The following is a 22,405-nucleotide window of genomic DNA, read 5'->3' on the forward strand; positions in this document are numbered from 1 at the left end:
CGGCATTTGTAAGGCTCAAAAGACGGCGCCTGCAACTATCGAACCCAGCGCCTGACGGCAAGCCTTATGTTCGGCCAACTCCCGCAGCGACTTCAGACCGAATGATGGTTGCGGTGTTCAATGAAGCCTCTAGCGAGAGGTCCCCAAATGCGAGCTGACAAAGAAGATAGTTGGCGCCTGCCTCTTCCAGATGATTGAGGAGTGTTTGTCGTATTGAAGCGGCCGTCCCGGCGACGCACAGCTCACTCTCGATTGCTGCATCGAACGTCAAGGGCAGATTTTGTGGAGTGGGGATGTTGTTGCGTTCATAAAGGAACTTGAAGCTGTCGAGCCAGCGACCATAAGCAGGTGCAGCGAGTGAATAAGCATCTGCTTCAGAACTTCCAGCCACGACCATACGCAGCAAGCCAAGAAACGGCGACTGACCATTCGCGTCTGAGCGTTGCTCTCGATGCGAGCGGTATGCGTCCGTGACCCTTCGGACGGACGATGAGGGCCCAAGACTCGCGATGTTTGCACCGATTTCCGCGGCCCAGCTTGCCGAATCGGGGTGATTTACAGCGATCCATGTCGGGGGATGCGGCCACTGACGAGGCGTCAGCGTCAATGGAACCTCGTCCAATTGGTAATGGGTACCCTCGTAGGAGAGCGTGCCGCCGCGCATGGCTTTAACAAGGATTTCGCTAGCTTCCGTATAACGTCCCGGTGCAGCGTCTGCACGGACCCCGAAATATCCCAACTCAACGGGGAGGGAGCCGCGTCCGATGCCAAGTTCAAGCCTACCGCCGCTCAAGTGATCCAACATACAGGCCTCTTCAAAGACCCGCAGCGGATGATGAAGGCTAAGCAGCATAACCATCGGGCCGATGCGAAGATTGGTTGTGCGTTGAGCGACGCTGGACAAGAACAGATTCGGCGAAGGACTTCTGCCATGTGGAGTACAATGGTGCTCTGCTAGATGATAGGCATAGAACCCCAGACGATCGCATGCTTCAGCGAGCAGGAGCCGATCGTCATATTGTTTGGCGACATCACGGCCGTTCGCGTCCAGGTGATCGAAGATGCCGAACGTCAGTGTTGATGAAGGGAGATTTTTCACTAGATCACCTCGAGAATTGCAGCAGGAGAGTTATCGGCTTGGCTTAGCGCGAAGATCTGGAAATGTTACCGACCGCTGAAAGAAACGTATCCATTTGCGCGTCTGTGCCGATTGTAATGCGTATGAAAGTTTCGAGACCGCTTTCAGGAAAGAATGCAACAAGCACGTTGCGGCCCTGCAATGCGGCTTGCCACCAAGCGCCATCGTGTTCGCCGGGCACCCGAGCCAGCAAAAAATTTGCGTGGGAAGGCAATACCGCAAACCCAAGTTTGGACAGCTCAATTGTCGTTCGTTCCCTTGCAAGCATGATACGTTGGTGGTCCTCCTCGAAGGCGGCTCGATGCGCAATGATGCTCGCGCCGACCGCATGACCAATCACATTCATGTTGAAGAGGTTCTGCATGGTACGCAGCCTGCCGATGAGCTCGGGGTGACCGAAGCCGAAGCCGATGCGAAGGCCCGCGGTGGCATAACTTTTCGAAAAAGTTCTCAGTACCAGAAGATTTGAATAGCGGTTGACGAGCCGTAGTCCGTTATCGGGCGCAAAGTCGACATACGCTTCGTCGAGCACGATCAGTCGATCAGATTGTGCTACGAGCCTTTCGATATCGGCGATCGAAACAAACGTTCCCGTCGGATTGTTCGGATTGGCCAGCACGATGAACTTGGCATCCCTGGCGGGACCGAAAAGCAATTGGTGCGTGGGTAAGGAATGGGTCTTACCCCACCCGATCTCCAGAAATTGAGCTTCGTGCAACATGGCGAGCTTGCGGTTGAACGAAAATCCGGGCGATATCATCGCGACGGTGTCGCCCGGAGCGAGGAACGCTTTGTAGATGAGACCGAGAAGTTCAGACGATCCGTTCCCAGCAATCACCTGATCGGCGGACAGTCCGTAGGCACAGGCGGCCGCCTCGCGCAAGCCGGCGTTATCGTCTTCCGGATACAGATAATGCTGCTCAAGGGCGGCAATCGCGCTTTGCCTGATGATCGGCGGCAACGGGAATGGGTTCTCGTTCATGTTGAGTTTGACGCAATTAGCATCAAGCGCGGGCGGAGCAGGTGGCGTAACATCTAACTGTTTTGCCACGTGCGAGAGGGACGAGAGTGCGCTTAGCAGCCTTGCGTCTGACATGTGGTCACTCCGTCGAAAAGCATGGGTTCTGAGCATGGCGATGGTCCGATCTGGCTGAACACTCGTCTTGGAGCATGAGCTTCCGCACCAGCAGGCCGACCTGTCTCTTCACAGTCGGACGGCGCGGAGCTTCACCAGTTTTTAGATATCTATCCTAACAGTTGCATGAATGCAGGAAAGAAACCTTAAGGTGTGTTCCTCGTTCCTCGTATTGCGAGGGGCGAGTCGGTCGGATGTGAGCTCTCCCATGATACCTGCATTGAGTGCTGTTCAACTCCAGCGAAGGCGCATTGTCGGCCTGGAGAACTTCATCGACATCTCGATGAAGACTGTCGGCGGTGAGTTCAGACAGATCGATGTCTACTGTTCGGTAACGGCGGACCTCAAGAAAGCCCGCCGCGCGGCCGCGGGTCGTGCTTGGAGTTGAGGGACATCGTAGTTGTTCTCCAGCAGGGAGATATAGATGCTCTTGTACGCTTTCTTGGACGTGCTCGAGGAGCGTGACAGACTGACGCGGCGCAAACATTTGCGTTTGAGACATTCACAACCCTCGTTCCGGCGTCATCGACGGCCCCGATGCTCCTACCTGTTCTGGTAGTGTACAACTTGACCCTACGTTCGTTTCAAGGGGGCGATAGTCGTTGGACAATGGGGCATACTCGCTACAATGAGACTCGAGCCGCTAACGATCGACGAAATCGCCAAGCCATAAGGAAACGAGGCAAACTGCTTGCACTCAGTCGCTGCTTGCGTGTCCGAAGGCCGGCGACGCTATTCTCAGCGACGGCGTTTACGCGCCTGTGAGAGCCACCGCAGGGTCGCAAAGGCGCCTTCTGATGGGAAGTGAATCAAACCGAGCCACCCTCTAACTTGCAAACGGCCGCTTCAAGCGCGCGACACAGGAGGCGGGCCCGAGCGACCGTAGCTCGGAGTGTCTTTGTTCCTGATATCCCAATCCTCCAAGGTCTCCGAAACAATGGTAAAACCGCGGTAGATCGGCACATTCACTATCCCGGCATGTTCGGCCGGCACTTTGCCGAAATTGCCAGAGCCGCTGGTATGTATGGGGTGCGCCTTGAACATCCCCCAGAGGTAGACGACGGCATCGCCGCCGCGCCTGCGCACGAAGGGCCAGCTTTAGTCGACGCCGTCGTCAATCGGACCGAGCTCGCCGTGCCGCCCTCCGTAACGATGGAGATGGCCAAGGGCTTCTCTCTCCACACGCCTAAAGCAATTTGAATGACCGGACCGATGAGGTCATTGACTAAAGAGGATCTCGGGATTGGCTTTCCTGAAAGTACGACACCGTCTTCTGCCGAAGGAACGTGTGCAGCGATCGCATGCACTGGTACGGGGGAACGATGACAATCAAACAATCAAACAGCCGTTGATGAGATGGAGATTGCCTGGCCCGCAGCTTCCGGCACAGATGGCGAACTCGCTGGTCAGGTGAGCCTCGGCACCGGCCGCAAAGGCCGCCACTTCCTCGTGGCGGACATGAATCCAGTCGATGCATCCGTGACGGCGGATCGCATCGGTAAGGTCATTCTGGCTATCCCCAGCGATTGCATAGATGCGCTTGCCCCCGACCTTAGCAAGAGTGCGGGCAGAACGGATCTGCAACACTGGGCCATGGCCGATGTCTTGTCCGAGCGATTGACTTAGCGAAGCGCGAACGCCTCGCAAACATATCGACGGCGCAGCGCGATATCGCGTAAATGAACTCTTCGGCTGCCAATTCAGTTGCTACTGGTATGATCGTCTCCGCGCGTGCAAGCCACCAGATCTAGCCACGCCCTCGCAGCATGTGACAGATAAGCACCGCGGCGCCAAATCACTGCAATGTGCCAGTCCATATCAGCTTCGTCGAGCGGCACCCAAGCGATCGACAGATGTTTGCGTTGTTCCGCGATCATCCGCGGCAGAAAAGCTGGCCTCATACCCGTCGCAGCAAGCTCGACGATAAAATCAATCTGGCTGCTACGCGCGACGACTCGCTGCATTGATGTCGAGTATCGCGGCGTGGTTCTTTGTTGGCGCCGACCCAAGACTACAAGAGGCTCATTTTTCGCCAGTAGCAACATTCTCTTTGAATGCAATCGGAATCAGTATCTGGCCCCCCGGTGTCTGAACTTCCGCCGATGATCTCCCTGCGCACCGCTTCCGACCAAAGGTAGCGCATCGTTGAGGCCGTGCCGGAAAAGGCAATACGGCTTCTCGACTTGGTGCCGAGGTCGATCGGAACTGCCTCTCCGGTGTATACCGACTTGTGTTTCAGGCAGAAGATCTGTGCTGCATGCCTTTGCGTGTCAAATGCTCAAAGACTGCGCAGTCTTACCGGCGCGTTGGTCTAAGCGCCGGGCGATTCGGTGCGCGCCAAATCGCGACGACCGCGAAAGAATGGCCAAAAGCCATGATGGTCGCACGGTCTCTGTAGATGAATGCCCCTGACGATCGCTACAGATTCGTTGCGTTCTCGTTCCGCCCCGTGCACTAGGAAAAATCCAGTCGACGAGTAGGAATAATCTAGTCGACATTGCGTTTGCGCGCCTCCGTCTGGCCAGCGCGCTTTCATGTTGCATCGAGCGACAAATCGATCCGCGCATGGTCTCGCGCCGCAGGTCGGTCTTCCTTTTGCCCTAACGCAGCCAAATGCCCTTGCAAGGAGCCGAGCCGCCGACACGACGTTTGACAGGAGAGACGGTGCAAGTGTTGCAGGCAAGAAGTGGTGTCTTCGATCCGGAAGACCTTTGCATGTTGGGGAAGATTTTTGATGAGGCGGTGGCGGCGCTGCCGGCAAGTATGCGAACTCCCATCAACAGAACGGAGATCGCCAAGCTTGTGCTTGGACGCACAGCCGCTGGTCGGGCCGAATTGGTCCGCCTCAGGAAGCTGATGGTAGCCATTGCTTCCGCCGTTTAGTCCAGCAGAGGTCCAATGCTTCTTTCGATGCGCCCATGACGAGGTCATCCGACGCAAAGTCAACAGTGTGGTTGCTTCTTGCATGTCACATTCGCCCGGTGAAGCGCTTCCTCGGAAGGCAAAGTTCGATATTTCGTGCGAGAACCTGGCCGCAAGATCTACGGGCCGTCAAAACCGCTTGAATCTCACGTGGCGTTAGGTTGTAGGTTTGAAAACTGAGAAACATGAACAGACCTACAGTACTCAGGCGTCGATGGCGACGCATCGGTGAACTTGCGGATGCGACCGGCGTGACGGTACGCACTCTGCGTCACTATGAGCACACGGGATTGTTGGCCGCCTCGCAGCGCACGTGCGGTGGTCACCGGATCTACGACGGTGAGAGCCTCAGAAGAGTTTATCACATTCTGGCGCTTCGTGATCTCGGATTCTCTCTTCGAGAGATTCGGAAGGCGATGGACGGCAGAACTTCGCTTCCTGATTTATTGAGCGAGCAATTGGAGCGAGCGGAGCTTCAGGTCGCGCGTGCAACAAAGTTGCGCGATCGTTTGCGCAACATTACGAAGAATACGGAAGCGGATGTCAGTGTAGACGAGCTACCGGCCCGCCTTGATGCAATGTCGCGAGAGAGCGGTGGTCAGACGCGCCGGCGGGCACGGGCTCCCGATGATGGGGATCGATAGTGGCGGCCAGGAGAACTACGATTGCGTGAACGATCGGTCAAGAACGTGACGTTATGCCTACGGCAACAACCACGACTGAGGTGCCAAAACGAGCGTACATCGTAGCGCGAATCAGCCGACGTCAGGGGTCGCAAATGGCATTTCTTCGCCTGAGTTCATTTGCCGGTGCAGCGGTCCTTGCTTTCGTGTTGGTCTCCGGCGCCTCAGCTGACGATGTTTACGTTGCAGTGGCCGGACCTATGACAGGCAGCAAAGCTGCGGTTGGTGCTCAGATGCTTTACGGCGCAAGTGCGGCCGTGGCTGATTTGAACTCTTCTGGATTGCTTCCAGAACTCAAGATCAGATTGAGTGTCGCCGACGACGCCTGCGATCCGAAGCAGGCCGTTGCGGTAGCCAATCGGCTGGCAGCGGACCAGGTTAGGTTGGTTGTTGGTCACTATTGTTCTTCTTCCTCAATTCCCGCTTCCGACGTTTACGCTGAAGCGGGAATTATTCAGATTTCGCCCGGATCAACCGATCCTCAGCTGACGGAGCGAGGTCTGCGAACGGCTTTTCGGATCTGTGGCCGTGACGACCAGCAAGGGGTAGTGGCCGCCAACTATATCTTGCGGCACCACTCTAAAAGAAAGATCGCCGTCCTCGATGACAAGAGCGCAGCTGGCAAGGGCATTGCAGATGTCGTTGCGTCTCGTCTTCATGATGCGGGCCTCCTGAATATCATGCGACAAAGCTATATGGCCGGCGAAAAGGATTACACCGCTCTGGTATCAAGGATGAAGAGGGAAGGAATCGAAATCGCCTATATCGGTGGCTATTACGCCGAAATCGGCTTAATTGTACGCCAAGCCGCTGACGCACGCGCGCGTCTCACGGTCATGGCTAACGACGCGCTGATGACGAGCGAATTCTGGGCGATTGCGAGCAGTGCCGCAAATGGCACTCTCTTCACATTCATGTTCGATGCCACCAAGAACGCAGAGGCTGCCGGCGTCGTAGCCAGATTGAAAGCAACAAAACGAACTGCGGAAGGCTACACTCTTTACGCTTATGCCGCGGTACAGGCGTGGGCCCTTGCGGTGAGGCGCGCTGGCTCCTTCAACGCTCTGCGCGTCGCGAAAGCGCTTCGTTCGCAAGAAGTTGAAACCGTGATTGGCCACGTGCGGTTTGATGCGAAGGGCGACAATGCATCTGCCGGTTTCGTGGTCAATCGCTGGCGCGGCAACACGATCGAGAGGGTCGAGTAGACCAGGTATCGGTGGCTGAACGAACGACCTGATTATCAACAGGCCCGCTGCCTGTTTGGCCAATCGGCCGCCAGCAGAGTCTTGCGGTGGATGAGAACGCGATCCTCCGAGGCAACCATCGGAGATCGAAAGACACCGCGATCACCGGGTGGATCAGGGAGAGGACGGTCGAGCTGCCTGACAGGAGAAATGTGCGGCGAAGGGCTGACCCCGAAGAATCACCGGGGACGGAAAGCTATATCGACTTGTGAGGTCTCACTGTCGTCGGGCCGCCATTTCTTGGAGCGAGCGAAGGTCCTGCGAACCGCGATTGTCATGCCGAAGCATGTATCGCTGTGTCTCTAGCGGGCTAAGAGTGGTTCGGAAGATGCCGTAGGCGTGTCTTGGCGCGGGGAGAAACTAGGCGCCCTGCCTCCTGCAACAAAATTTCACGCATCCATATGCTTGCCGGATCAGTATTGTGAAGGGAAGGCCATTGGACGGCCTCGGTAAAGCCCGGAAGCGGTAGCGGGAGTTTAGTGATCCGCAGCGGCATCGTCTTTGCGAAGTACTTCACGAGCGTCAGGGGCATCGTCGCTATTCGGTTGGTTCCAAGTAACATGGGAGGGATCATGCTGAAGCTTTGCACGACGACCTCAACGCGCCTCTTGATGCCGTGCTCTTGCATAAACCATTCGTCTATGGAAGGCACTCGATTGCGCCCGAACTTGACCGCGACATGCCCCATTGACATGTATCTCTCGAATGTAAGCTGCCGCGATAGTTGCTTGTTCGAGCGGCAGCCGACGCACACGAGTGTCTCGTCAAAAAGGGTCGCCTTGGGGTGAGCGTCCGACATGTAGAGCTCGGGCACGATAAGAAAATCGATTTCGGCGCGCTGGAGAGGGTGATCGAACGGATTTGCGAGAGGTACCAACTCGAACCTGACGCCGGGCGCATCTCGTGCGACACGCTCCACGACATGTCGAAACCACACGACCGCAGCAAAATCAGACAGGCTGATCCTAAAGCGCCGTTCAGAGTCGGCCGGTTTGAATGCATCCCTGGAAGTTATGGAGAACTGGATGTGAAGTAGAGCCTCGCGAGTTGGGGCAGCGAGGGCTTCTGCACGTGGAGTCGGAATAAGTTCGCGACCTTTCATCGTAAAGAGGTCGTCTTTGAAATACGCGCGTAGGCGGCCAACCGCCGCGCTCATGGCCGGCTGGCTCAAGTTGATGCTGCGCGCCGCTGCTGTGAGGTTACCCTCAGTCATCAGAGCATCGAGCGCGACGAGGAGATTAAGATCAAGCCCTCGGAAACGCATTGTCACCTATCCGCACTGTAGATGTTTCTCATCCAAACAATCGATTTTACGAATTCGCTCGGCGCCGTCTAGGAAATCTCCAGTACCTGAGCAATCGGGGTAGGTTTCGGAGACGCAGAGCGTGGCACCGCAGATCGCAAGAATTGGTGATGCAGTTTCGTCGGCGCTTGGGCGTAACAGCTTAGCTCGGCCTCCGTCATTGTATTGTCACATCCGAATGCATTGCATCGATTCCAGTGTTAACCACTCATGCCAACGCTCGCCGAGCGCACACGCGGCGAGCCGTCGCGCCCGCTTTAAGAGAACAAATGAGCGGCAACAAGTTCGTCGCGTGCATCGAACTTGGCGGCAGAGATTGGACGAGGCAAATGAAGCCGCGGCTAACACGCTCGTGTCCCGCTTTCGGTGCCCGCGATCAGCATATCTCCTGTACGGCCAGAGGAGCGTGACGTCGCTTGCAGCGGAGTCGCAGCTCCTTCGCCCGTTCGAGACAGTTTCTACAATGGGGTCGTCTCCCGCTGCAACCGTACGCCGCTCAATAATGCGGCCAGGAGCGCGATTTAAACCATCGTATGCACTCCGCATACCATTCAATGGAAGGCGTCTACCTCGATATGATTGGGTAACTGGGTGGGCCTTGGATAACTTGAGTACCACACATCGCGGCCGCGGAGGATTTGAGACACTAGACAGAGCGCCACCTGTAACAGAGCCGGCCGCTACTTGCCTGGAGACGACGGCGATAACGAGCCGCGGTACACTCAAGATGAGCATGAAGGGTGGCTCGCTCCCCGCGCGATGCGATCGTAACGCCGTCCACAAGCCAACATTCCCCCCATTCGCTGACGACCCCATCGAACGAGCACCGTCACACTGCCCGTCGCTCGCTTGAGGCGTGCCTCAGGAAGGCAGCAAGAAGCAGGAGAGTCTTTCATGCGCCCTCAACTCCAGTGGAGGACGTGCTGGGAAAATAACTTACAACTCGCCGACCACGTCCAAATCTCCGGCTTCTTTCGAAGCGCCTACGGGCCGACCGGAGCGTTCAACGCAAAGCCATTTGAAGGCAATCGAAGCTGGGCGGGCGCGAGACCGGAGCTCAGGGTAGTTGGCTACGATGATCGCGGCGTCGCGGCTCATATCGGCGCATTGCGCCGGTTCATCAAAGTCGGTGGAACCGATCTGTTGGTGGCCGAACTTGGGTTGTACGCGGTACGCCCGGATCTCGAAGGTCTCGGAATCAGTCATTCCATGCGCGTGATGTATCCTCTGTTGCAGGAGCTCGGCGTCCCCTTCGGCTTCGGTACGGTTCGGCATGAACTCAAAGAACATGTCTTTAGGCTGCTCGGCCGGCCGGGATTGGCGACAATTGTTCAGGGCATTCGCGTGCGATCAACTCTTCCCGATATCTATGCCAACTTGCCCCCAACTCGAGTCGATGACGCGCTGCTTGTAGTGTTCCCTATAGCGCGGCCGATGAGCGAGTGGCCCGCCGGCACAGTCATCGAGCGTAATGGGCCAGAGCTGTGAAACAAACGAGTTGCTTGCTCGAAGCCAACAGCAAGCGCATCACGGACACCGCTCGCCACAGCGTCTATCTGACGTTCGATGATGGGCCTAATCCATACTGCACGCCGGATATTCTTGATGTGCTGGCGGAGTACCGCGCGCCGGCGACGTTCTGTGTCATTGGCACGTACGCGACGAATGAGCCAGAGCTGATTCGTCGGATGGTCGCGGAAGGGCACGAGGTCGCGAACCACACGATGACACATCCCGATCTGTCCAGATGCGACCCCGACGAGGTGCAGTGTGAAATAATGACCGCGAGTAGCGCCATCAGGAGCGCATGCCCTCAGGCCCCGGTGCGACGTGTGCGTGCGCCGTATGGGATTTGGACCGAAGCAGTGCTGGCCAAGTCAGCGAAGGCCGGACTTGCGGCTCTTCACTGGTCGGTAGACCCGCGCGACTGGTGTTGTCCCGGCGTCGATACAATCGTCGAAGCAGTGTTAGCCTCTGTCCGCCCTGGTGCGATCGTTCTCTTGCATGACGGATGCCCGCCCGACGAGTTGGGGCCGGGCATTCATGCCGGTCTGCGCAACCAGACGGTGAAGGCGCTGTCCCAACTTATTCCAGCCTTGCATGATCGCGGATTCGCGATCCGCCCGCTTCCGCAAACTCATTGAACAATTGGCGTCCTAATGAACCTACTTGCCACAACTAGTACTGTTGTCGTTTCGACTTATGCGTTGCTCTCCGCGGTCTACAAGTCGGCGCAGGCGTTCCATGCATCGCCGACACGAGTGTCGTCGGTATCATCAGATGGGGGCGACCCTGAATCGATACCCAGCGTGGATGTAATCGTACCCTGCTTCAACGAGGACCCGCGCACGCTGTCGGCATGCCTAGAATCCATTGCAAGCCAAGACTATGTTGGGCAACTACGCGTCTATGTCGTCGACGACGGTTCTGGAAATCGCGACGACGTGGCACCCGTCCATCATGCCTATGCGCACGATTCAAGGTTCAACTTTATTCTCCTGCGAAAGAACGTTGGAAAACGTAAGGCACAGATTGCCGCGATCCGCCGGTCTTCCGGAGAACTGGTCCTCAACGTCGATTCGGACACGATACTCGCGACCGATGTGGTCAGGAGGCTCGCACTGAGAATGCAAGATGATGGGATCGGTGCTGCCATGGGGCAGCTGACGGCGAGCAACCGGAGCGCCACTTGGCTAACTCGGTTGATCGACATGGAGTACTGGTTGGCGTGCAACGAAGAGCGCGCAGCTCAAGCTCGTTTCGGCGCGGTCATGTGCTGCTGTGGTCCATGTGCCATGTACCGACGATCGGCCCTCGATTTGCTGCTGGATCAGTACGAGGCGCAATTCTTCCGAGGAAAGCCGAGCGATTTTGGTGAGGATCGCCATCTCACGATCCTTATGCTGAAAGCAGGATTTCGAACTCAATACGTTCCAGACGCGTACGCCGCGACAGTGGTTCCAGATAGGGTAGGGCCGTATCTGCGCCAACAGCTTCGCTGGGCCCGCAGCACTTTCCGAGATACCCTACTTGCGTTGCGCCTTTTGCCCGGTCTCGATCGATACCTGACATTAGACGTTATCGGGCAAAACGTCGGCCCGCTTCTTCTGGCGCTTTCGGTGGTAACGGGCATTGCACAGCTCGCGCTCACGGACACTGTGCCATGGTGGACAGTTCTGGTCGTCGCATCAATGACCATGGTGAGATGCGGCGTAGCTGCCTTGCGTGCTCGTCAACTGCGATTCTTGGCGTTTTCTTTGCACACGCCCATCAATATCTTTCTGCTACTTCCGGTAAAGGCCTATGCGTTGTGTACGCTTAGCAATAGCGATTGGCTCTCACGCAATTCAGCCAAGGCACCTGGGTTTGGCGTAAACCAGGCGCTCCAGCAGAACCAGGATACTCAACCAGACCCAGCCCGGCCTTCGGGATCGGCAGTTCCGATTCGTAGTTCGCGCCGTCCGTCTAGCAATGACACGACCGCATTTGCAGCGGCGAGCGATTCGGACTGAGGAGCGGTAACTCATGAACCCGGATGACCGTTATCAATCGTTGGAACGAGAATTAACTGCCGATGATCCATGGCGGCTGGACGGCAATCCGTTCGAGCGAGAGCGTCATACGCAGATGCTCCGGCTTTCGCTTTCCAACGGCTTCATCACGAATGCGCTCGAGGTCGGGTGTGCGGCCGGCGCATTCACGGAAAAGCTTGCGCCCCATTGCGGACGACTTACAGTCGTTGACATCGCGCCGCGAGCGATCGGTCGGGCGAGCCAACGGACGAAGCGATGGTCGCACATCACATGGATAGTCTCTGATATTCAGCAGTTCTCTCGAACGGAACGGTTCGACTTGATCGTGGTGGCGGAAGTGCTCTACTACCTCCGCGATATTGCCGAGATGCGTACGGCCATCGGCAATTTGGTGGGAATGCTTGCGCCGGATGGTCATCTGGTTTTCGGATCGGCGCGTGATGCCACCTGCCTCGGCTGGGGACATGCTGCCGGCGCCGAGACGATCATCGCAATGTTGAACGAAACATTGGTCGAGGTCGAACGGGTGCAATGTCAGGGCGAGTCGGCCAACGAAGACTGCTTGCTCGCTTGTTTTCGGAATTCTGTCTTCCCTTCTATCTAAAAACTGACCGTAGCATCGGGGCACTATGCGTATCTGTGGCATCAAGCTGACGCACGACGGGTCCATCGCTCTTGTAGAGGATGGACGTCTGGCCTTTTGCATCGAGCATGAAAAACGTGAGAACAACCGACGGTACTCGGCCATCGAGAATCTCGACACAGTTGTTCTCACATTGGCGGAACACGGCCTTCATCCCCGCGATATTGATCAGTTCGTCATCGACGGTTGGGACGGGGAAATCGAAACGGAATTCCACGTCCTGAGTGGGTCGGAACGTCTGACGCTCAAAGGCGCACCGTATGTTGAACCTCCCGATGGGCTCCTATCTTCACGCGAGGGGGATGGGCTGGTGCTCGAGGGCGAGAGTTTCTCCTATAAGAGCTATGCGCACGTCACGGGCCATGTTGCCTCCGCTTACTGCACGAGCCCGTTTGCGAAAGCGAGAGATCCGGCTTTCTGCCTCGTATGGGATGGCTGCATCTTTCCGCGACTTTATTATGTGGAGCCGGGCGGGGGCCGCTTTCTCGAATGCCTATTCCCGATGATAGGCCATGCTTATGCTGTCGCTGGCCATTACTTCGGGCCCTATCGGCAGCCGAACCGGACCAGCTGGGACCTTGGCGTTGCGGGCAAACTGATGGCCTATATCGGTCTGGGGGCGCCCGATGAAGGCGTTGTGACGGTGTTTAGGGAGGTCTATGAGAAGCGCTTTGCGGGGGACACGGAGTCCGCTCAGCGTTACCGTGCGAACATAAATAATGCCGAGGCGTCACTTGCGGCTACGCATGAATTCTTCGTAGAAAGCGCACTTCGACTAGAGGTCAAGCGACCCGCGGATGTACTCGCATCGTTTCATATTTTCCTCGAGCGTCTGCTCATGCGGGAGATGGGCCTTGCTTTGCTTCGGCATTCGTACTTTCCGGGGCCGCGCAATCTATGCATAGCCGGTGGTTGTGGTCTTAACATCAAGTGGAACAGTGCGTTACGTGCGACCGGCCTGTTCGATGCTGTTTGGGTGCCGCCTTTCCCGAATGACAGTGGTTCAGCAATCGGAGCCGCCTGCTCGGCAATGGTGGCGGACAAAGGTTTCGTACCCCTTGAGTGGTCGGTCCATAGTGGTCCAGCCCTTGCAGGCGGAGATGCACCGGTGGGATGGGACGCAGCACCCTGCAGCATAGGCGAGCTTGCCGCACTCCTCGCAACTGGTAAGCCCGTGGTCTTCCTTAACGGCCGCGCCGAACTCGGCCCACGCGCCCTGGGTGGCAGAAGCATTCTTGCTGCGGCGACATCTCCGACAATGAAGGACTATCTCAACGATATCAAATTTCGCGAACACTTCCGGCCGGTTGCGCCGATATGCCTGGAGGACCGAGCGCCGGACATTTTCGATCCTGGATCGCCGGACCCTTACATGCTCTTCGACCATCAGACGCGGCCAGAGTGGCGAGACAGAATCCCCGCTGTTGTGCACCTCGACGGATCCGCACGGTTACAGACGATTGGCAGAACATCGCAGCACAAAGTGGCTGAATTGCTCATTGAATATGAAAAATTCACGGGCATTCCGCTGCTTTGCAACACCAGCGCCAATCACCATGGACGTGGCTTCTTTCCCGATGTCGCAGCTGCCTGCAAATGGGGGCGCATCGAACACATCTGGTGCGACGGCCTGCTTTGGACCAAAACGCTCGAAGTCAAGGTGCCGTCGTCCGAGCTGGCTCTGACAAGCTGAGATGAACGCATGTCGAGCGTAGCGATCAGTTTTGCCGCTGTAAACAAATCGTATCGCGGCAAAGCAGTTGTCAACGATCTGGCATTCACCGTTGCAGCGGGAGAGTGCTTCGGGCTGCTCGGTCCAAATGGTGCGGGCAAGAGCACCATTGTGCGTATGATACTCGGCATGGTCCCGCCGGACTCTGGCCAGATTACAGTGCTCGGCAAGCAAGTACCGGCACACGCTCGCTTGGCACGCGCAGGCGTGGGCGTGGTCCCGCAATTCGACAACCTCGAGAATGAGTTCACGGTCCGCGAGAATTTGCTGGTGTTCGGGCGCTATTTCGGCATGAACGCGCGCGAAATCGATGCGGTCATTCCATCGCTGCTCGAATTTGCCCGCCTCGAGAGCAGGGCCGATGCGCGCGTTGCCGAGTTGTCCGGTGGCATGAAGCGCCGATTGGTGCTGGCACGTGCGCTGATCAACGACCCGCATCTGCTCGTTATGGACGAACCAACGACAGGTCTTGATCCGCACGCGCGCCATCTGATCTGGGAGCGCCTGCGAGCGCTACTCGCGCGCGGCAAGACGATCCTGCTGACGACCCACTTTATGGAAGAGGCCGAGCGGTTGTGCGACAGGCTCTGCGTGCTTGAGGAAGGACGCAAGATCGCCGAAGGTGAGCCTCAGGCGCTAATCATCGAACAGATCGGCTGCGATGTCATGGAGATCTATGGTGGCAACCCGCAGGTATCCATTGAGCTGATCAAGCCTTACGCGCAGCGCATCGAACTAAGCGGCGAGACGATCTTTTGCTATGCGACGGATCTGGAGCAAGTGCGGAGGCAGTTGCGAGGGGCTGTGGGGTTGCGGCTTCTAGAGCGTCCGCCGAACCTCGAGGATGTGTTCTTGCGACTGACCGGACGCGAGATAGAGATATGATGAATATGACTTATGGCGCGGCCATGCCTGCGAATGCGTTTAACTGGGTTGCGGTATGGCGACGCAACTATCTAGCATGGAGGAAGGTCGCGCTTGCGTCGCTGCTCGGCAATCTCGCCGATCCGATGACCAATCTACTGGGGCTTGGCTTCGGCCTCGGACTCATCGTCGGTCGTGTAAACGGGACCTCATATATCGATTTTCTGGTGGGCGGGATGGTCGCGACCAGCGCGATGACTTCCGCGAGCTTCGAGACGATTTACGCAACATTCGCCCGCATGCACACGCAACGGACCTGGGAGGCAATGCTGTGCACACAGCTTACTCTTGGCGACATCCTGCTCGGAGAAGTGGCATGGGCAGCCAGCAAGGCCGTGCTGGCCGGTACAGGCATCACAATCGTCGCCGCGGGCTTGGGTTACGCGGCGTGGCCATCCATGCTGTATGCGCTACCCGCAATCGCTCTTACCGGGTTCGTGTTCGCAAGCTTGGCGATGGTCATCGTATCCTTAGCGCCAAGTTACGACTATTTCATATTCTACCAAACACTTGTCCTTACACCCATGGTGTTCCTCTGCGGCGCAGTGTTTCCGATCAATCAGTTGCCCGCGGCCTTCCAGTTCGTCGCAGGCCTGTTGCCGCTGGAGCATTCGATTGAGCTCATTCGCCCGGCGATGCTGGGGCGGCCAATCGGCAGCGTCGGTATACACATAGGCGCACTCTGCATTTATGCGGTCGTGCCATTCTCGTTGTCGGTTGCGCTGCTTCTCCAACGCCTCATGCGCTGAGACGCCGCAGTGGAAAGCACGACGCCGCAGCGAGCAACCGTGGGCCGGTTGGTCCCAATAGAGCCCTCTCACAATAAATGGAGAGTAAGATGCTGTGTCTCGGATTGAGCGGCGGATTAGACAAGATTTATGAATTCCGACCCGAGCTTCCAAGTACGTTTCTTCACGACGGCGCTGCGGTGCTCGTGCGTGACGGTCGTGTGATAGCGGCCGTTGAAGAAGAGCGCCTCAATCGGGTCAAGCATTCCAATAAATTTCCGAGCAACTCAATCCAATACTGTCTCGATGCTGCCGGTATTCGACTGAGCGACGTCGATCGCATCGCGTTCTATGCGACCGAAGCGTATTGCAATGCAATGCTCGAACGCCTGTTTGTCTCGCAGCCATCCGATGCCATTCCGATGGATGCTAGGCTCCTGCTCCGGACGATGCTGGCTCAGGAGTTCAACACCGAAGTCGATCCATCGCGCGTTTCGTTCGTAAGTCACCACCAGGCGCACGCAGTAAGTGCATTTGCAATGTCTGGATTTGAGCAGAGTCTGGTCCTCGCAATCGATGGCGGTGGTGAGTTTGTCTCCGGTCTCGTGGCCATCGGGTCCGGGACCGAAGTCAATCAACTCGAGAGCTTCCCGGAGAGCAACTCTTTGGGGCTATTTTATCTCGAGACGATCCGGTATCTGGGTTATAGCTTGTTCGATGAGTACAAGGTCATGGGCCTTGCTCCTTATGGCGATCCTGCGCCTTATCGCGAGCTGTTTGAGCGGTTCTACGAGCTCTCTGAGAACGGGGGCTACCGGCTCTACCTGGATCGCATCGGACCGGCGTTGGTCCGCAATATTCAGGTTCGACGAAAAGGCATGCCATTCACCCAGCAGCATCGAGATGTCAGCGCGTCATTGCAGGAAGCGCTCGAGCGAATCGTGTTTCACATAGTTCAGCACTACCGCGAAGCCACGGGTATGAAGCGGCTGTGCTTGGCTGGTGGCGTGGCCCACAACTGCACCGTCAATGGTAAGCTGCTGTATTCGGGTTTGTTCAAGGAGATCTTCGTGCAACCCGCGGCGCATGACGCAGGCTGCGCCCTAGGCGCTGCATTGATGGCATCTGATGAGGTTGGGCGGCCTGCCCCGCGCGAGCGGCTGAAGGAGGTCTATTGGGGGCCAGATCTCGGGACCGACCGCGCCTTGGAGCAGGAATTGGCGGCATGGGCCGGACATCTCGACGTCGAACGCAGTGATGACGTGTCCGGCAGAGCGGCCGATTGGATGGCAAACGGCGCAGTAATCGGATGGGTGCAGGGTCGGTCGGAGTTCGGACCACGTGCGCTGGGTAACCGCAGTATTCTCGCCGATCCCCGACCTTCCGCGAACAAGGGTCGCATAAACGCTATGGTCAAGAAGCGCGAGGGGTATCGACCGTTCGCCCCTTCCGTATTGGAGGAGGATGCGCGCGAATATTTCGATCTCCCGGCCGGAACGGACGAATTTCCCTTCATGAACTTCGTCGTTAGCGTACTTGATGCCAAGCGCGGCTTGCTGGGCGCCGTCACACATGTTGATGGTACCGCACGGCTACAGACAGTGTCGCGCAAGTCGAACCCAGCCTACTGGCGGCTTATTGATGAGTTCAAGAAGCGGACGGGCATCCCGGTTCTGCTGAATACCTCCTTTAACAACAACGCCGAGCCGATCGTGGATTCGGTTGCAGATGCCGTTGCCACATTTCTGACGACCGAGCTCGATGCTCTCGTAGTTGGACCGTTCCTTGTCAAAAAGCGCGCTGCAACGCTCGAGGATTGGACCTCGCTCGCGGTTTCACTGCCGCCTTATGCATCCCTGTATTGCGTCCGCGCACACACGGCACGAGACCGACAGGAGACGGCATGCGAGATCCGCACGACCGTCTCCGGCGGTGGTGGTGTGCGCATTTCAGATAGCGTGTTCGATCTGCTGATGCGGATCAAGGGCGAAGCCGTCCTCCGCGACCTCTTCAATTCGATGACATTGGATCAGGTCGCGCGCGAAGTTCTCGTCAAAGAACTACGGAGCCTATGGGAACAGCGGCGTGTTCGCCTGCATCCTCCCTCACGCGCTACACGGGTGCAGAACGACAGCGATCGTATGGCAGAGCCAGCATGAACGTCGATCGATGACTAGGTCGTGTTGACGGTTCTAATCCAGAGCATCGCTGCGGCGATGCTTAGCATCGACAGGAAAGCTCTGGCAGTTTTTTCGTAACGGGTGGCGACGCGACGGAACTGTTTGATGCGATTGACACAACGTTCGACAAGATTGCGATGTTTGTAGGCCTCACGGTCATATTTGATCTGGATCGTGCGGTTCGATCGCGGCGGGATCACAGCCTCGATGCCACGCTCCACAAGGTCAGCACGAATGGCGTCGCTGTCGTAGCCTTTGTCACCGAGAAGTTTTCTGGGACTGAGGTCGTGAAGCTCCATCAATGCGTCGTAGCCATTAACTTCATGGACCTCGCCGCCAGTGATGTCGAAGGTCAGCGGGTGGCCTTCGGCATTCGTGCGGATGTGGACCTTCGTCGAGAAGCCGCCGCGCGAGCGGCCGAGCGCCTCTTGATTTTGATTCCCCCCTTTTACTCCAGCTGCATGCTGGTGCGCCCGGATGATGGTGGAATCGATGGCGTGCTCCTCGTCGGCGGCAGGCCCGAGACTCGCCAAAGTCCCGAATGCCGCATCCCACACCCCGAGCTTGCTCCAGCGTGTGAAGCGAATGAAGACCGAGTTCCACTTGCCATATCGTTCCGGCATGTCGCGCCACGGCACGCCAGTTCGCGGAACCCACAGAATGCCGTTGACCGTACGCCGCTTGTCTAGAATTGGCGGGCCTCGTTCGCCGCCATCGGGCAACAACGGATCGAGCATCTGCCATCGTGTCTCCGTCGGATCGGCCCGACTCAATCCTGCCTCCTAGAAAGGCAGCCTTGAATCAAAACTCGATTCCTCTGTCAAAAACCTTCAACACGGCCTAGTACCCCCTTTCCCAGGGAAGTGAGTCATGATTCAACGTTGGGATGGTACCCGAAGCGAGAGGAGTCCACTTTTCGAAGAAAGATCGTAAGGTGCTGTGAGGAACGTTGGCGCTCACCGCTGACGCTGCAGCGCGATTTGACGTGAGCGCGGATCGTTCTTATAGCTGCGGCCGGCCGCAGTACCCGATCGATCGCCAAGGAGGTTGGGTCCAGCCGCGGACTGTCAGCCTTTGGCGCCATCGCTATGCGGATCAAGGTCTTGAAGGCCTGCAAAGCAAGCCCCTGCCGGGCAAGCAGCCGATCTATACGAAGGCTACCGACAGACGGATTTTAAAGTTGCTGGATAAGTCGCCTCCCGCCGGGTACGCGCGCCGGACAGGGCCGCTGCTGGCTGGAAACTTGGCGATGTCGACGTTCAATATTTCTGGCGCTTCCTGCGCAATAACAAAATCGATCTCGCTGCCGCAAGTCATGGTGCGAGAGCAACGACCCGCAGTTTATGGCCAAAGCTGCCGACGTAGTCGGCCTCTATGTGGCACCGCTCAAAAGGCTATCGTCCTATGCGTAGACGAAAAACGCTCGATTCAGGCCTTGGAACGAGCACAGGGTTATCCGACGCTGCCCGACGGTCGCGCCTTGGCCGGGTAAGGCCACGACTACAAGCGGCACGACCGCGCCATTTGCAGCGCTGGAAGTCGCCACCGGGAAGATCCTTGCGACGCAATCGAAACGCCGCCGCCGGGTCGAGTTTGTTGACTTCATGGATCGTGTGACCGCAGCATTTCCGAACCGCCAGCTTCGCGCTCGACAATCTCACAAACCCACAAAAAGAGCGCGCTATGGCTTTTGGGCGCATCCCAATGTGAAAGTTCATTTCACGCCCACAAGCATCCTGGCTCAATCAGGCTGAGGTGTGGTTCTCGATCTTGCAGGGGCAGTCGTTGAGCGGCGCCTCATTCACAAGTCTCAAACAGCTCAAGCAGCACATCGATGCCTACATCAAAGCATACAACGACAAAGCCGAGCCTTTCGTCCGGACAAAGAAAAAGGTTCGACCGCGTCCATACAAAAGGTAGACGTATCACTCAGCTATGATTCCGGGTGCTAGGGCCGCGATGACCTCTGGAGATCTTACGCAGAGTTCCCTAGGTCTGATCCGTCCGGTATGTCGTGGCGAGGACAGTAAAATGTTTGTTGATGGTGGTCTGTGAAAGAAAGGTTCGTTGTTTCCCGACGACGTACTGGCTTCGGTGATTGCTTGTGGTCGCTCGCGTCGGCTTGGCAATACGCCAAGCGGACAGGGCGTACGTTGGTTATCGACTGGCGCGGATCTTGTTATCTCGATGAGCCCTTCACCAACGCGTTTGGGGTGTTCTTCGAGCTAATCCAAGACATCGCCGGTGTACCCGTGATTTGCGATGATCGGATCAATCAGCTCTCTTTTCCGGGACCGTTTTTTCCAAGTTGGTGGAATCGGCCATCCGTCGACTGCGTTTATCGACCAGACGAGCAGATTTTCCGTGAACGTGATGAGCTGAGGCAGCTCTTCGAGGCTCGGGATGACACTCACGCGAATACTGTGGTGTGTGATGCTTGTTTGATGTGGGGGTGTGATCAGGATGCCGAACGACAAATATTTCGGGCCGTCAAACCGCGGTCTGAAGTTCAAACTCGGATTGACGCGATCTATCAGGAGCACTTCAAGGGTCGCAGCGTAATAGGCATTCATGTTCGACACGGCAATGGCGAAGATATCGTGGGGCACACGCCATACTGGGCCGATCCGGAGCGTGCCTTGCGGCAGGTGTGCACGGCCATCGAAGAGATCAAGGCATCGCCCCACGAAAGGCCGGTGAGAGTGTTCTTATGTACGGACAGTCCGAAAGTTCTGGATCGGGTGTCGGCCATGTTTCCCGACCTCTTTACCATCCCAAAGCGCTTCCAGGCGGTTCAAGCAGGGTAAGCGCTCCTTTCTACGCACCTATGCAGTTGAGCGCGGGGATGGGATGAGGTGTCCACCATGAGCGAGGTGGACACCATCGATGATCACTCCAGAAGAACCTTTGAGACTTGAGACGGTCGGCGTGTTGTGCAATGGCCGGCGTCGCTATGATCCGGCCAGCAAACAGCGACTGGTCGAGGCCTGTCTGCAGCCTGGCGTGTCGCTGGCGGGGCTGGCGTTGCAACACGGCGTGAACGCGAACCTGCTGCGCAAGTGGGTGGCCAAGCGACAACTTCAGAACGGGGATGACCAGCCGGAGGCGCGGGCGCCGATTGCGCCAGCTTTTATTCCGGTTTGCGCGACGGAGCGATCCTGTGCAGGGCGGCTGACGGCATCGATGCCCAACGGCGTGACGCTTTCGCTGGAAGGCGGCGACGCGCAGTTGCTGTCGGCGGTGATTGAAGCGCTGGGGCGTTGCGATGTTCCGACTGGCGTCTGATCTTCGGGTCTACCTTCACCGCGAACCGATTGACTTCCGGGCGGGCATCAACAGCCTGGCGATCGTGGTGGAGCAGTCGATGGGGCTGGATCCGTTCCAACGCGCGGTGTTCGCGTTCTGCAATCGTCGCCGCGACCGGATCAAGCTGCTGATTTATGATCGGTCAGGATTTTGGATGCTGCTGAAGCGGCTGGAGGCCGACAGATTCCACTGGCCCCGAAGTCAGGAGGCGGTGCTGACGCTGACGATGGAGGAGCTGCACTGGCTGCTTGACGGCATCAACATCGCGGCGATGCGTCGTCATCCGGTGCGGCAATATCAGAGCGTGGGCTGAGCGTGTTCGATGCGGGCGGCGTCATCGGGCTTCGGCATGGCCGTTCTCAGATGACGCCGCCGAAGACATGACGAAGACATGGGAGCCCGGTTGACGCGGCGGCATGACTTCGATTCAAGACTACGATGAGTGTGCGTCCAGCGAAGGCTGGCATGTTCAGTAGGAGTTAGTCCTACCGGGGTAAAAGTCAGTGCCCTGTAGCACGGATAGCAGGAGGGGAGGAAACGAACCTTTTGAAGCCTATCGACAAGTCTCCCGACGGGGAGATCGCGAGTCATCGGGCCGTATCGAAAGAGAACGCGTTGTGGCCTCGAAATATTGAAGACCGAGGGCCGAGCCCCCATTCATCGGGCGAAGGCAACATGGGCAGCCGAAAACTGACTGACACGGCTGTGCACCTCGGCGGGGTGGAAGCGACAGCACGATGACAAGGACATGCCGAGCAACTGGAGAAGCCCTCCTCGTCCCGGCAAGAAATTGTCGGAGCAAGATAGGCCATATAACCGGCGAACACCGGGAAAGTGGTCGAAGACGAGAGGGTGGCGGCCGGGTCCGTATGTAGCTGCGAAGTGGCGTAACGGCCGTGGAGCGAAGGGACCCTGCCATTTGTGAAGTCTCCAA

General features: G+C 57.4%; 19 protein-coding genes and 3 pseudogenes. 16 read left to right on the plus strand and 6 right to left on the minus strand.

All coding sequences use genetic code 11. The features are described from left to right. Window positions 1-64: 64 nt before the first annotated feature. Together NLM32_RS09820 and NLM32_RS09825 are read right to left on the minus strand one after the other, a co-directional pair. A complete protein-coding gene (locus NLM32_RS09820) occupies window positions 65-1,099 on the minus strand; it encodes an LLM class flavin-dependent oxidoreductase (protein WP_254128827.1) in 1,035 nt (344 codons plus the stop codon). 43 nt (window positions 1,100-1,142) lie between these two features. Then, window positions 1,143-2,234, minus strand: a complete 1,092-nt coding sequence (locus NLM32_RS09825) for a histidinol-phosphate transaminase (RefSeq protein WP_254128828.1) — start codon at window positions 2,232-2,234, stop codon at window positions 1,143-1,145. Window positions 2,235-2,481: 247 nt separating this feature from the next. Here NLM32_RS09825 and NLM32_RS09830 point away from each other — a divergent pair, with 247 nt between their 5' ends. After that, complete coding sequence (locus NLM32_RS09830) at window positions 2,482-2,661, plus strand: hypothetical protein (RefSeq protein WP_254128829.1); 180 nt, start codon at window positions 2,482-2,484, stop codon at window positions 2,659-2,661. 846 nt (window positions 2,662-3,507) lie between these two features. On the opposite strand, the pseudogene NLM32_RS09835 reads toward NLM32_RS09830, so the two are convergent. Both NLM32_RS09835 and NLM32_RS09840 read right to left on the minus strand, forming a co-directional pair. After that, window positions 3,508-3,860, minus strand: a pseudogene (locus NLM32_RS09835) (thiamine pyrophosphate-binding protein); the annotation flags it as partial. 113 nt (window positions 3,861-3,973) lie between these two features. Continuing rightward, window positions 3,974-4,237, minus strand: a complete 264-nt coding sequence (locus NLM32_RS09840) for a LysR substrate-binding domain-containing protein (RefSeq protein ID WP_375143546.1) — start codon at window positions 4,235-4,237, stop codon at window positions 3,974-3,976. 700 nt (window positions 4,238-4,937) lie between these two features. On the opposite strand from NLM32_RS09840, the gene NLM32_RS09845 reads away from it, so the two are divergent. The 3 genes from NLM32_RS09845 to NLM32_RS09855 all read left to right on the plus strand — a co-directional run bounded on the left by NLM32_RS09845 (window position 4,938) and on the right by NLM32_RS09855 (window position 7,083). Then, on the plus strand, window positions 4,938-5,156 hold the full coding sequence (locus tag NLM32_RS09845; RefSeq protein ID WP_254128830.1) for a hypothetical protein: 219 nt from the start codon (window positions 4,938-4,940) through the stop codon (window positions 5,154-5,156). A 224-nt stretch (window positions 5,157-5,380) separates the two neighbouring features. Beyond that, a complete protein-coding gene (locus NLM32_RS09850) occupies window positions 5,381-5,839 on the plus strand; it encodes a MerR family transcriptional regulator (protein ID WP_256561151.1) in 459 nt (152 codons plus the stop codon). Between the two features lie 134 nt (window positions 5,840-5,973). Further along, window positions 5,974-7,083 (plus strand): branched-chain amino acid ABC transporter substrate-binding protein, encoded by a 1,110-nt coding sequence (locus NLM32_RS09855; RefSeq protein ID WP_254128832.1) that lies wholly within the window; start codon window positions 5,974-5,976, stop codon window positions 7,081-7,083. A gap of 349 nt (window positions 7,084-7,432) precedes the next feature. Here NLM32_RS09855 and NLM32_RS09860 read toward each other — a convergent pair whose 3' ends face one another. Continuing rightward, complete coding sequence (locus tag NLM32_RS09860; protein ID WP_254128833.1) at window positions 7,433-8,386, minus strand: LysR family transcriptional regulator; 954 nt, start codon at window positions 8,384-8,386, stop codon at window positions 7,433-7,435. A 933-nt stretch (window positions 8,387-9,319) separates the two neighbouring features. Between NLM32_RS09860 and NLM32_RS09865 the strand changes: the two genes are divergently transcribed. From NLM32_RS09865 to NLM32_RS09900, 8 genes are all read left to right on the plus strand, one after another. After that, a complete protein-coding gene (locus NLM32_RS09865; protein ID WP_254128834.1) occupies window positions 9,320-9,913 on the plus strand; it encodes a NodA family N-acyltransferase in 594 nt (197 codons plus the stop codon). A 14-nt stretch (window positions 9,914-9,927) separates the two neighbouring features. Beyond that, window positions 9,928-10,569, plus strand: coding sequence for a chitooligosaccharide deacetylase NodB (gene nodB, locus NLM32_RS09870; RefSeq protein ID WP_254128835.1), 642 nt, complete (start codon window positions 9,928-9,930; stop codon window positions 10,567-10,569). A gap of 15 nt (window positions 10,570-10,584) precedes the next feature. After that, complete coding sequence (gene nodC / locus NLM32_RS09875; RefSeq protein ID WP_254128836.1) at window positions 10,585-11,937, plus strand: chitooligosaccharide synthase NodC; 1,353 nt, start codon at window positions 10,585-10,587, stop codon at window positions 11,935-11,937. A 13-nt stretch (window positions 11,938-11,950) separates the two neighbouring features. Next, entirely contained in the window at window positions 11,951-12,562 is a 612-nt protein-coding gene (gene nodS, locus NLM32_RS09880) for a nodulation methyltransferase NodS (protein WP_254128837.1), read from the plus strand. Window positions 12,563-12,587: 25 nt separating this feature from the next. Beyond that, a complete protein-coding gene (gene nodU / locus NLM32_RS09885) occupies window positions 12,588-14,294 on the plus strand; it encodes a nodulation protein NodU (protein WP_254128838.1) in 1,707 nt (568 codons plus the stop codon). Between the two features lie 9 nt (window positions 14,295-14,303). Beyond that, window positions 14,304-15,218 (plus strand): nodulation factor ABC transporter ATP-binding protein NodI, encoded by a 915-nt coding sequence (nodI, locus tag NLM32_RS09890; RefSeq protein ID WP_254128839.1) that lies wholly within the window; start codon window positions 14,304-14,306, stop codon window positions 15,216-15,218. After that, the gene (locus NLM32_RS09895) at window positions 15,218-16,006 is read left to right on the plus strand and encodes an ABC transporter permease (RefSeq protein ID WP_254135270.1); all 789 of its coding nucleotides are present in this window, start codon (window positions 15,218-15,220) and stop codon (window positions 16,004-16,006) included. The genes nodI and NLM32_RS09895 overlap by 1 nt, the downstream gene beginning before the upstream one ends. A gap of 89 nt (window positions 16,007-16,095) precedes the next feature. Then, window positions 16,096-18,144 carry a carbamoyltransferase gene (locus NLM32_RS09900; RefSeq protein ID WP_254128840.1) on the plus strand — a complete coding sequence of 683 codons (2,049 nt, stop codon included), beginning with the start codon at window positions 16,096-16,098 and terminating at the stop codon, window positions 18,142-18,144. A 14-nt stretch (window positions 18,145-18,158) separates the two neighbouring features. Here NLM32_RS09900 and NLM32_RS09905 read toward each other — a convergent pair whose 3' ends face one another. Beyond that, window positions 18,159-18,938: an IS5 family transposase gene (locus NLM32_RS09905; protein WP_256568233.1), complete on the minus strand. Its 780-nt coding sequence runs from the start codon at window positions 18,936-18,938 to the stop codon at window positions 18,159-18,161. A gap of 113 nt (window positions 18,939-19,051) precedes the next feature. Here NLM32_RS09905 and NLM32_RS09910 point away from each other — a divergent pair. From NLM32_RS09910 to tnpB, 4 genes and pseudogenes are all read left to right on the plus strand, one after another. Further along, window positions 19,052-20,104, plus strand: a pseudogene (locus tag NLM32_RS09910) (IS630 family transposase). 112 nt (window positions 20,105-20,216) lie between these two features. Next, a pseudogene (locus NLM32_RS09915) lies at window positions 20,217-20,969 on the plus strand (nodulation protein NodZ); the annotation flags it as partial. An 82-nt stretch (window positions 20,970-21,051) separates the two neighbouring features. Then, complete coding sequence (locus tag NLM32_RS09920) at window positions 21,052-21,450, plus strand: transposase (protein WP_254128299.1); 399 nt, start codon at window positions 21,052-21,054, stop codon at window positions 21,448-21,450. Then, on the plus strand, window positions 21,431-21,784 hold the full coding sequence (tnpB, locus tag NLM32_RS09925; protein ID WP_027584880.1) for an IS66 family insertion sequence element accessory protein TnpB: 354 nt from the start codon (window positions 21,431-21,433) through the stop codon (window positions 21,782-21,784). Before NLM32_RS09920 ends, tnpB begins: the two co-directional genes overlap by 20 nt. Window positions 21,785-22,405 lie beyond the last annotated feature (621 nt).

Source organism: Bradyrhizobium sp. CCGUVB14 (assembly GCF_024199935.1).
Classification (GTDB): Bacteria; Pseudomonadota; Alphaproteobacteria; order Rhizobiales; family Xanthobacteraceae; genus Bradyrhizobium.

Bases quoted from the DNA above. Each gene is read 5' to 3' on its own strand.
- NLM32_RS09830 (WP_254128829.1), top strand. From the start codon at position 2,482: ATGATACCTGCATTGAGTGCTGTTCAACTCCAGCGAAGGCGCATTGTC.
- NLM32_RS09895 (WP_254135270.1), top strand. From the start codon at position 15,218: ATGAATATGACTTATGGCGCGGCCATGCCTGCGAATGCGTTTAACTGG.
- NLM32_RS09900 (WP_254128840.1), top strand. From the start codon at position 16,096: ATGCTGTGTCTCGGATTGAGCGGCGGATTAGACAAGATTTATGAATTC.
- NLM32_RS09865 (WP_254128834.1), top strand. From the start codon at position 9,320: ATGCGCCCTCAACTCCAGTGGAGGACGTGCTGGGAAAATAACTTACAA.
- nodI (WP_254128839.1), top strand. From the start codon at position 14,304: ATGTCGAGCGTAGCGATCAGTTTTGCCGCTGTAAACAAATCGTATCGC.
- tnpB (WP_027584880.1), top strand. From the start codon at position 21,431: ATGTTCCGACTGGCGTCTGATCTTCGGGTCTACCTTCACCGCGAACCG.
- NLM32_RS09825 (WP_254128828.1), bottom strand. From the start codon at position 2,234: ATGTCAGACGCAAGGCTGCTAAGCGCACTCTCGTCCCTCTCGCACGTG.
- nodC (WP_254128836.1), top strand. From the start codon at position 10,585: ATGAACCTACTTGCCACAACTAGTACTGTTGTCGTTTCGACTTATGCG.
- NLM32_RS09920 (WP_254128299.1), top strand. From the start codon at position 21,052: ATGATCACTCCAGAAGAACCTTTGAGACTTGAGACGGTCGGCGTGTTG.
- nodS (WP_254128837.1), top strand. From the start codon at position 11,951: ATGAACCCGGATGACCGTTATCAATCGTTGGAACGAGAATTAACTGCC.
- NLM32_RS09840 (WP_375143546.1), bottom strand. From the start codon at position 4,237: ATGCAGCGAGTCGTCGCGCGTAGCAGCCAGATTGATTTTATCGTCGAG.
- NLM32_RS09855 (WP_254128832.1), top strand. From the start codon at position 5,974: ATGGCATTTCTTCGCCTGAGTTCATTTGCCGGTGCAGCGGTCCTTGCT.
- nodU (WP_254128838.1), top strand. From the start codon at position 12,588: ATGCGTATCTGTGGCATCAAGCTGACGCACGACGGGTCCATCGCTCTT.
- NLM32_RS09850 (WP_256561151.1), top strand. From the start codon at position 5,381: ATGAACAGACCTACAGTACTCAGGCGTCGATGGCGACGCATCGGTGAA.
- NLM32_RS09860 (WP_254128833.1), bottom strand. From the start codon at position 8,386: ATGCGTTTCCGAGGGCTTGATCTTAATCTCCTCGTCGCGCTCGATGCT.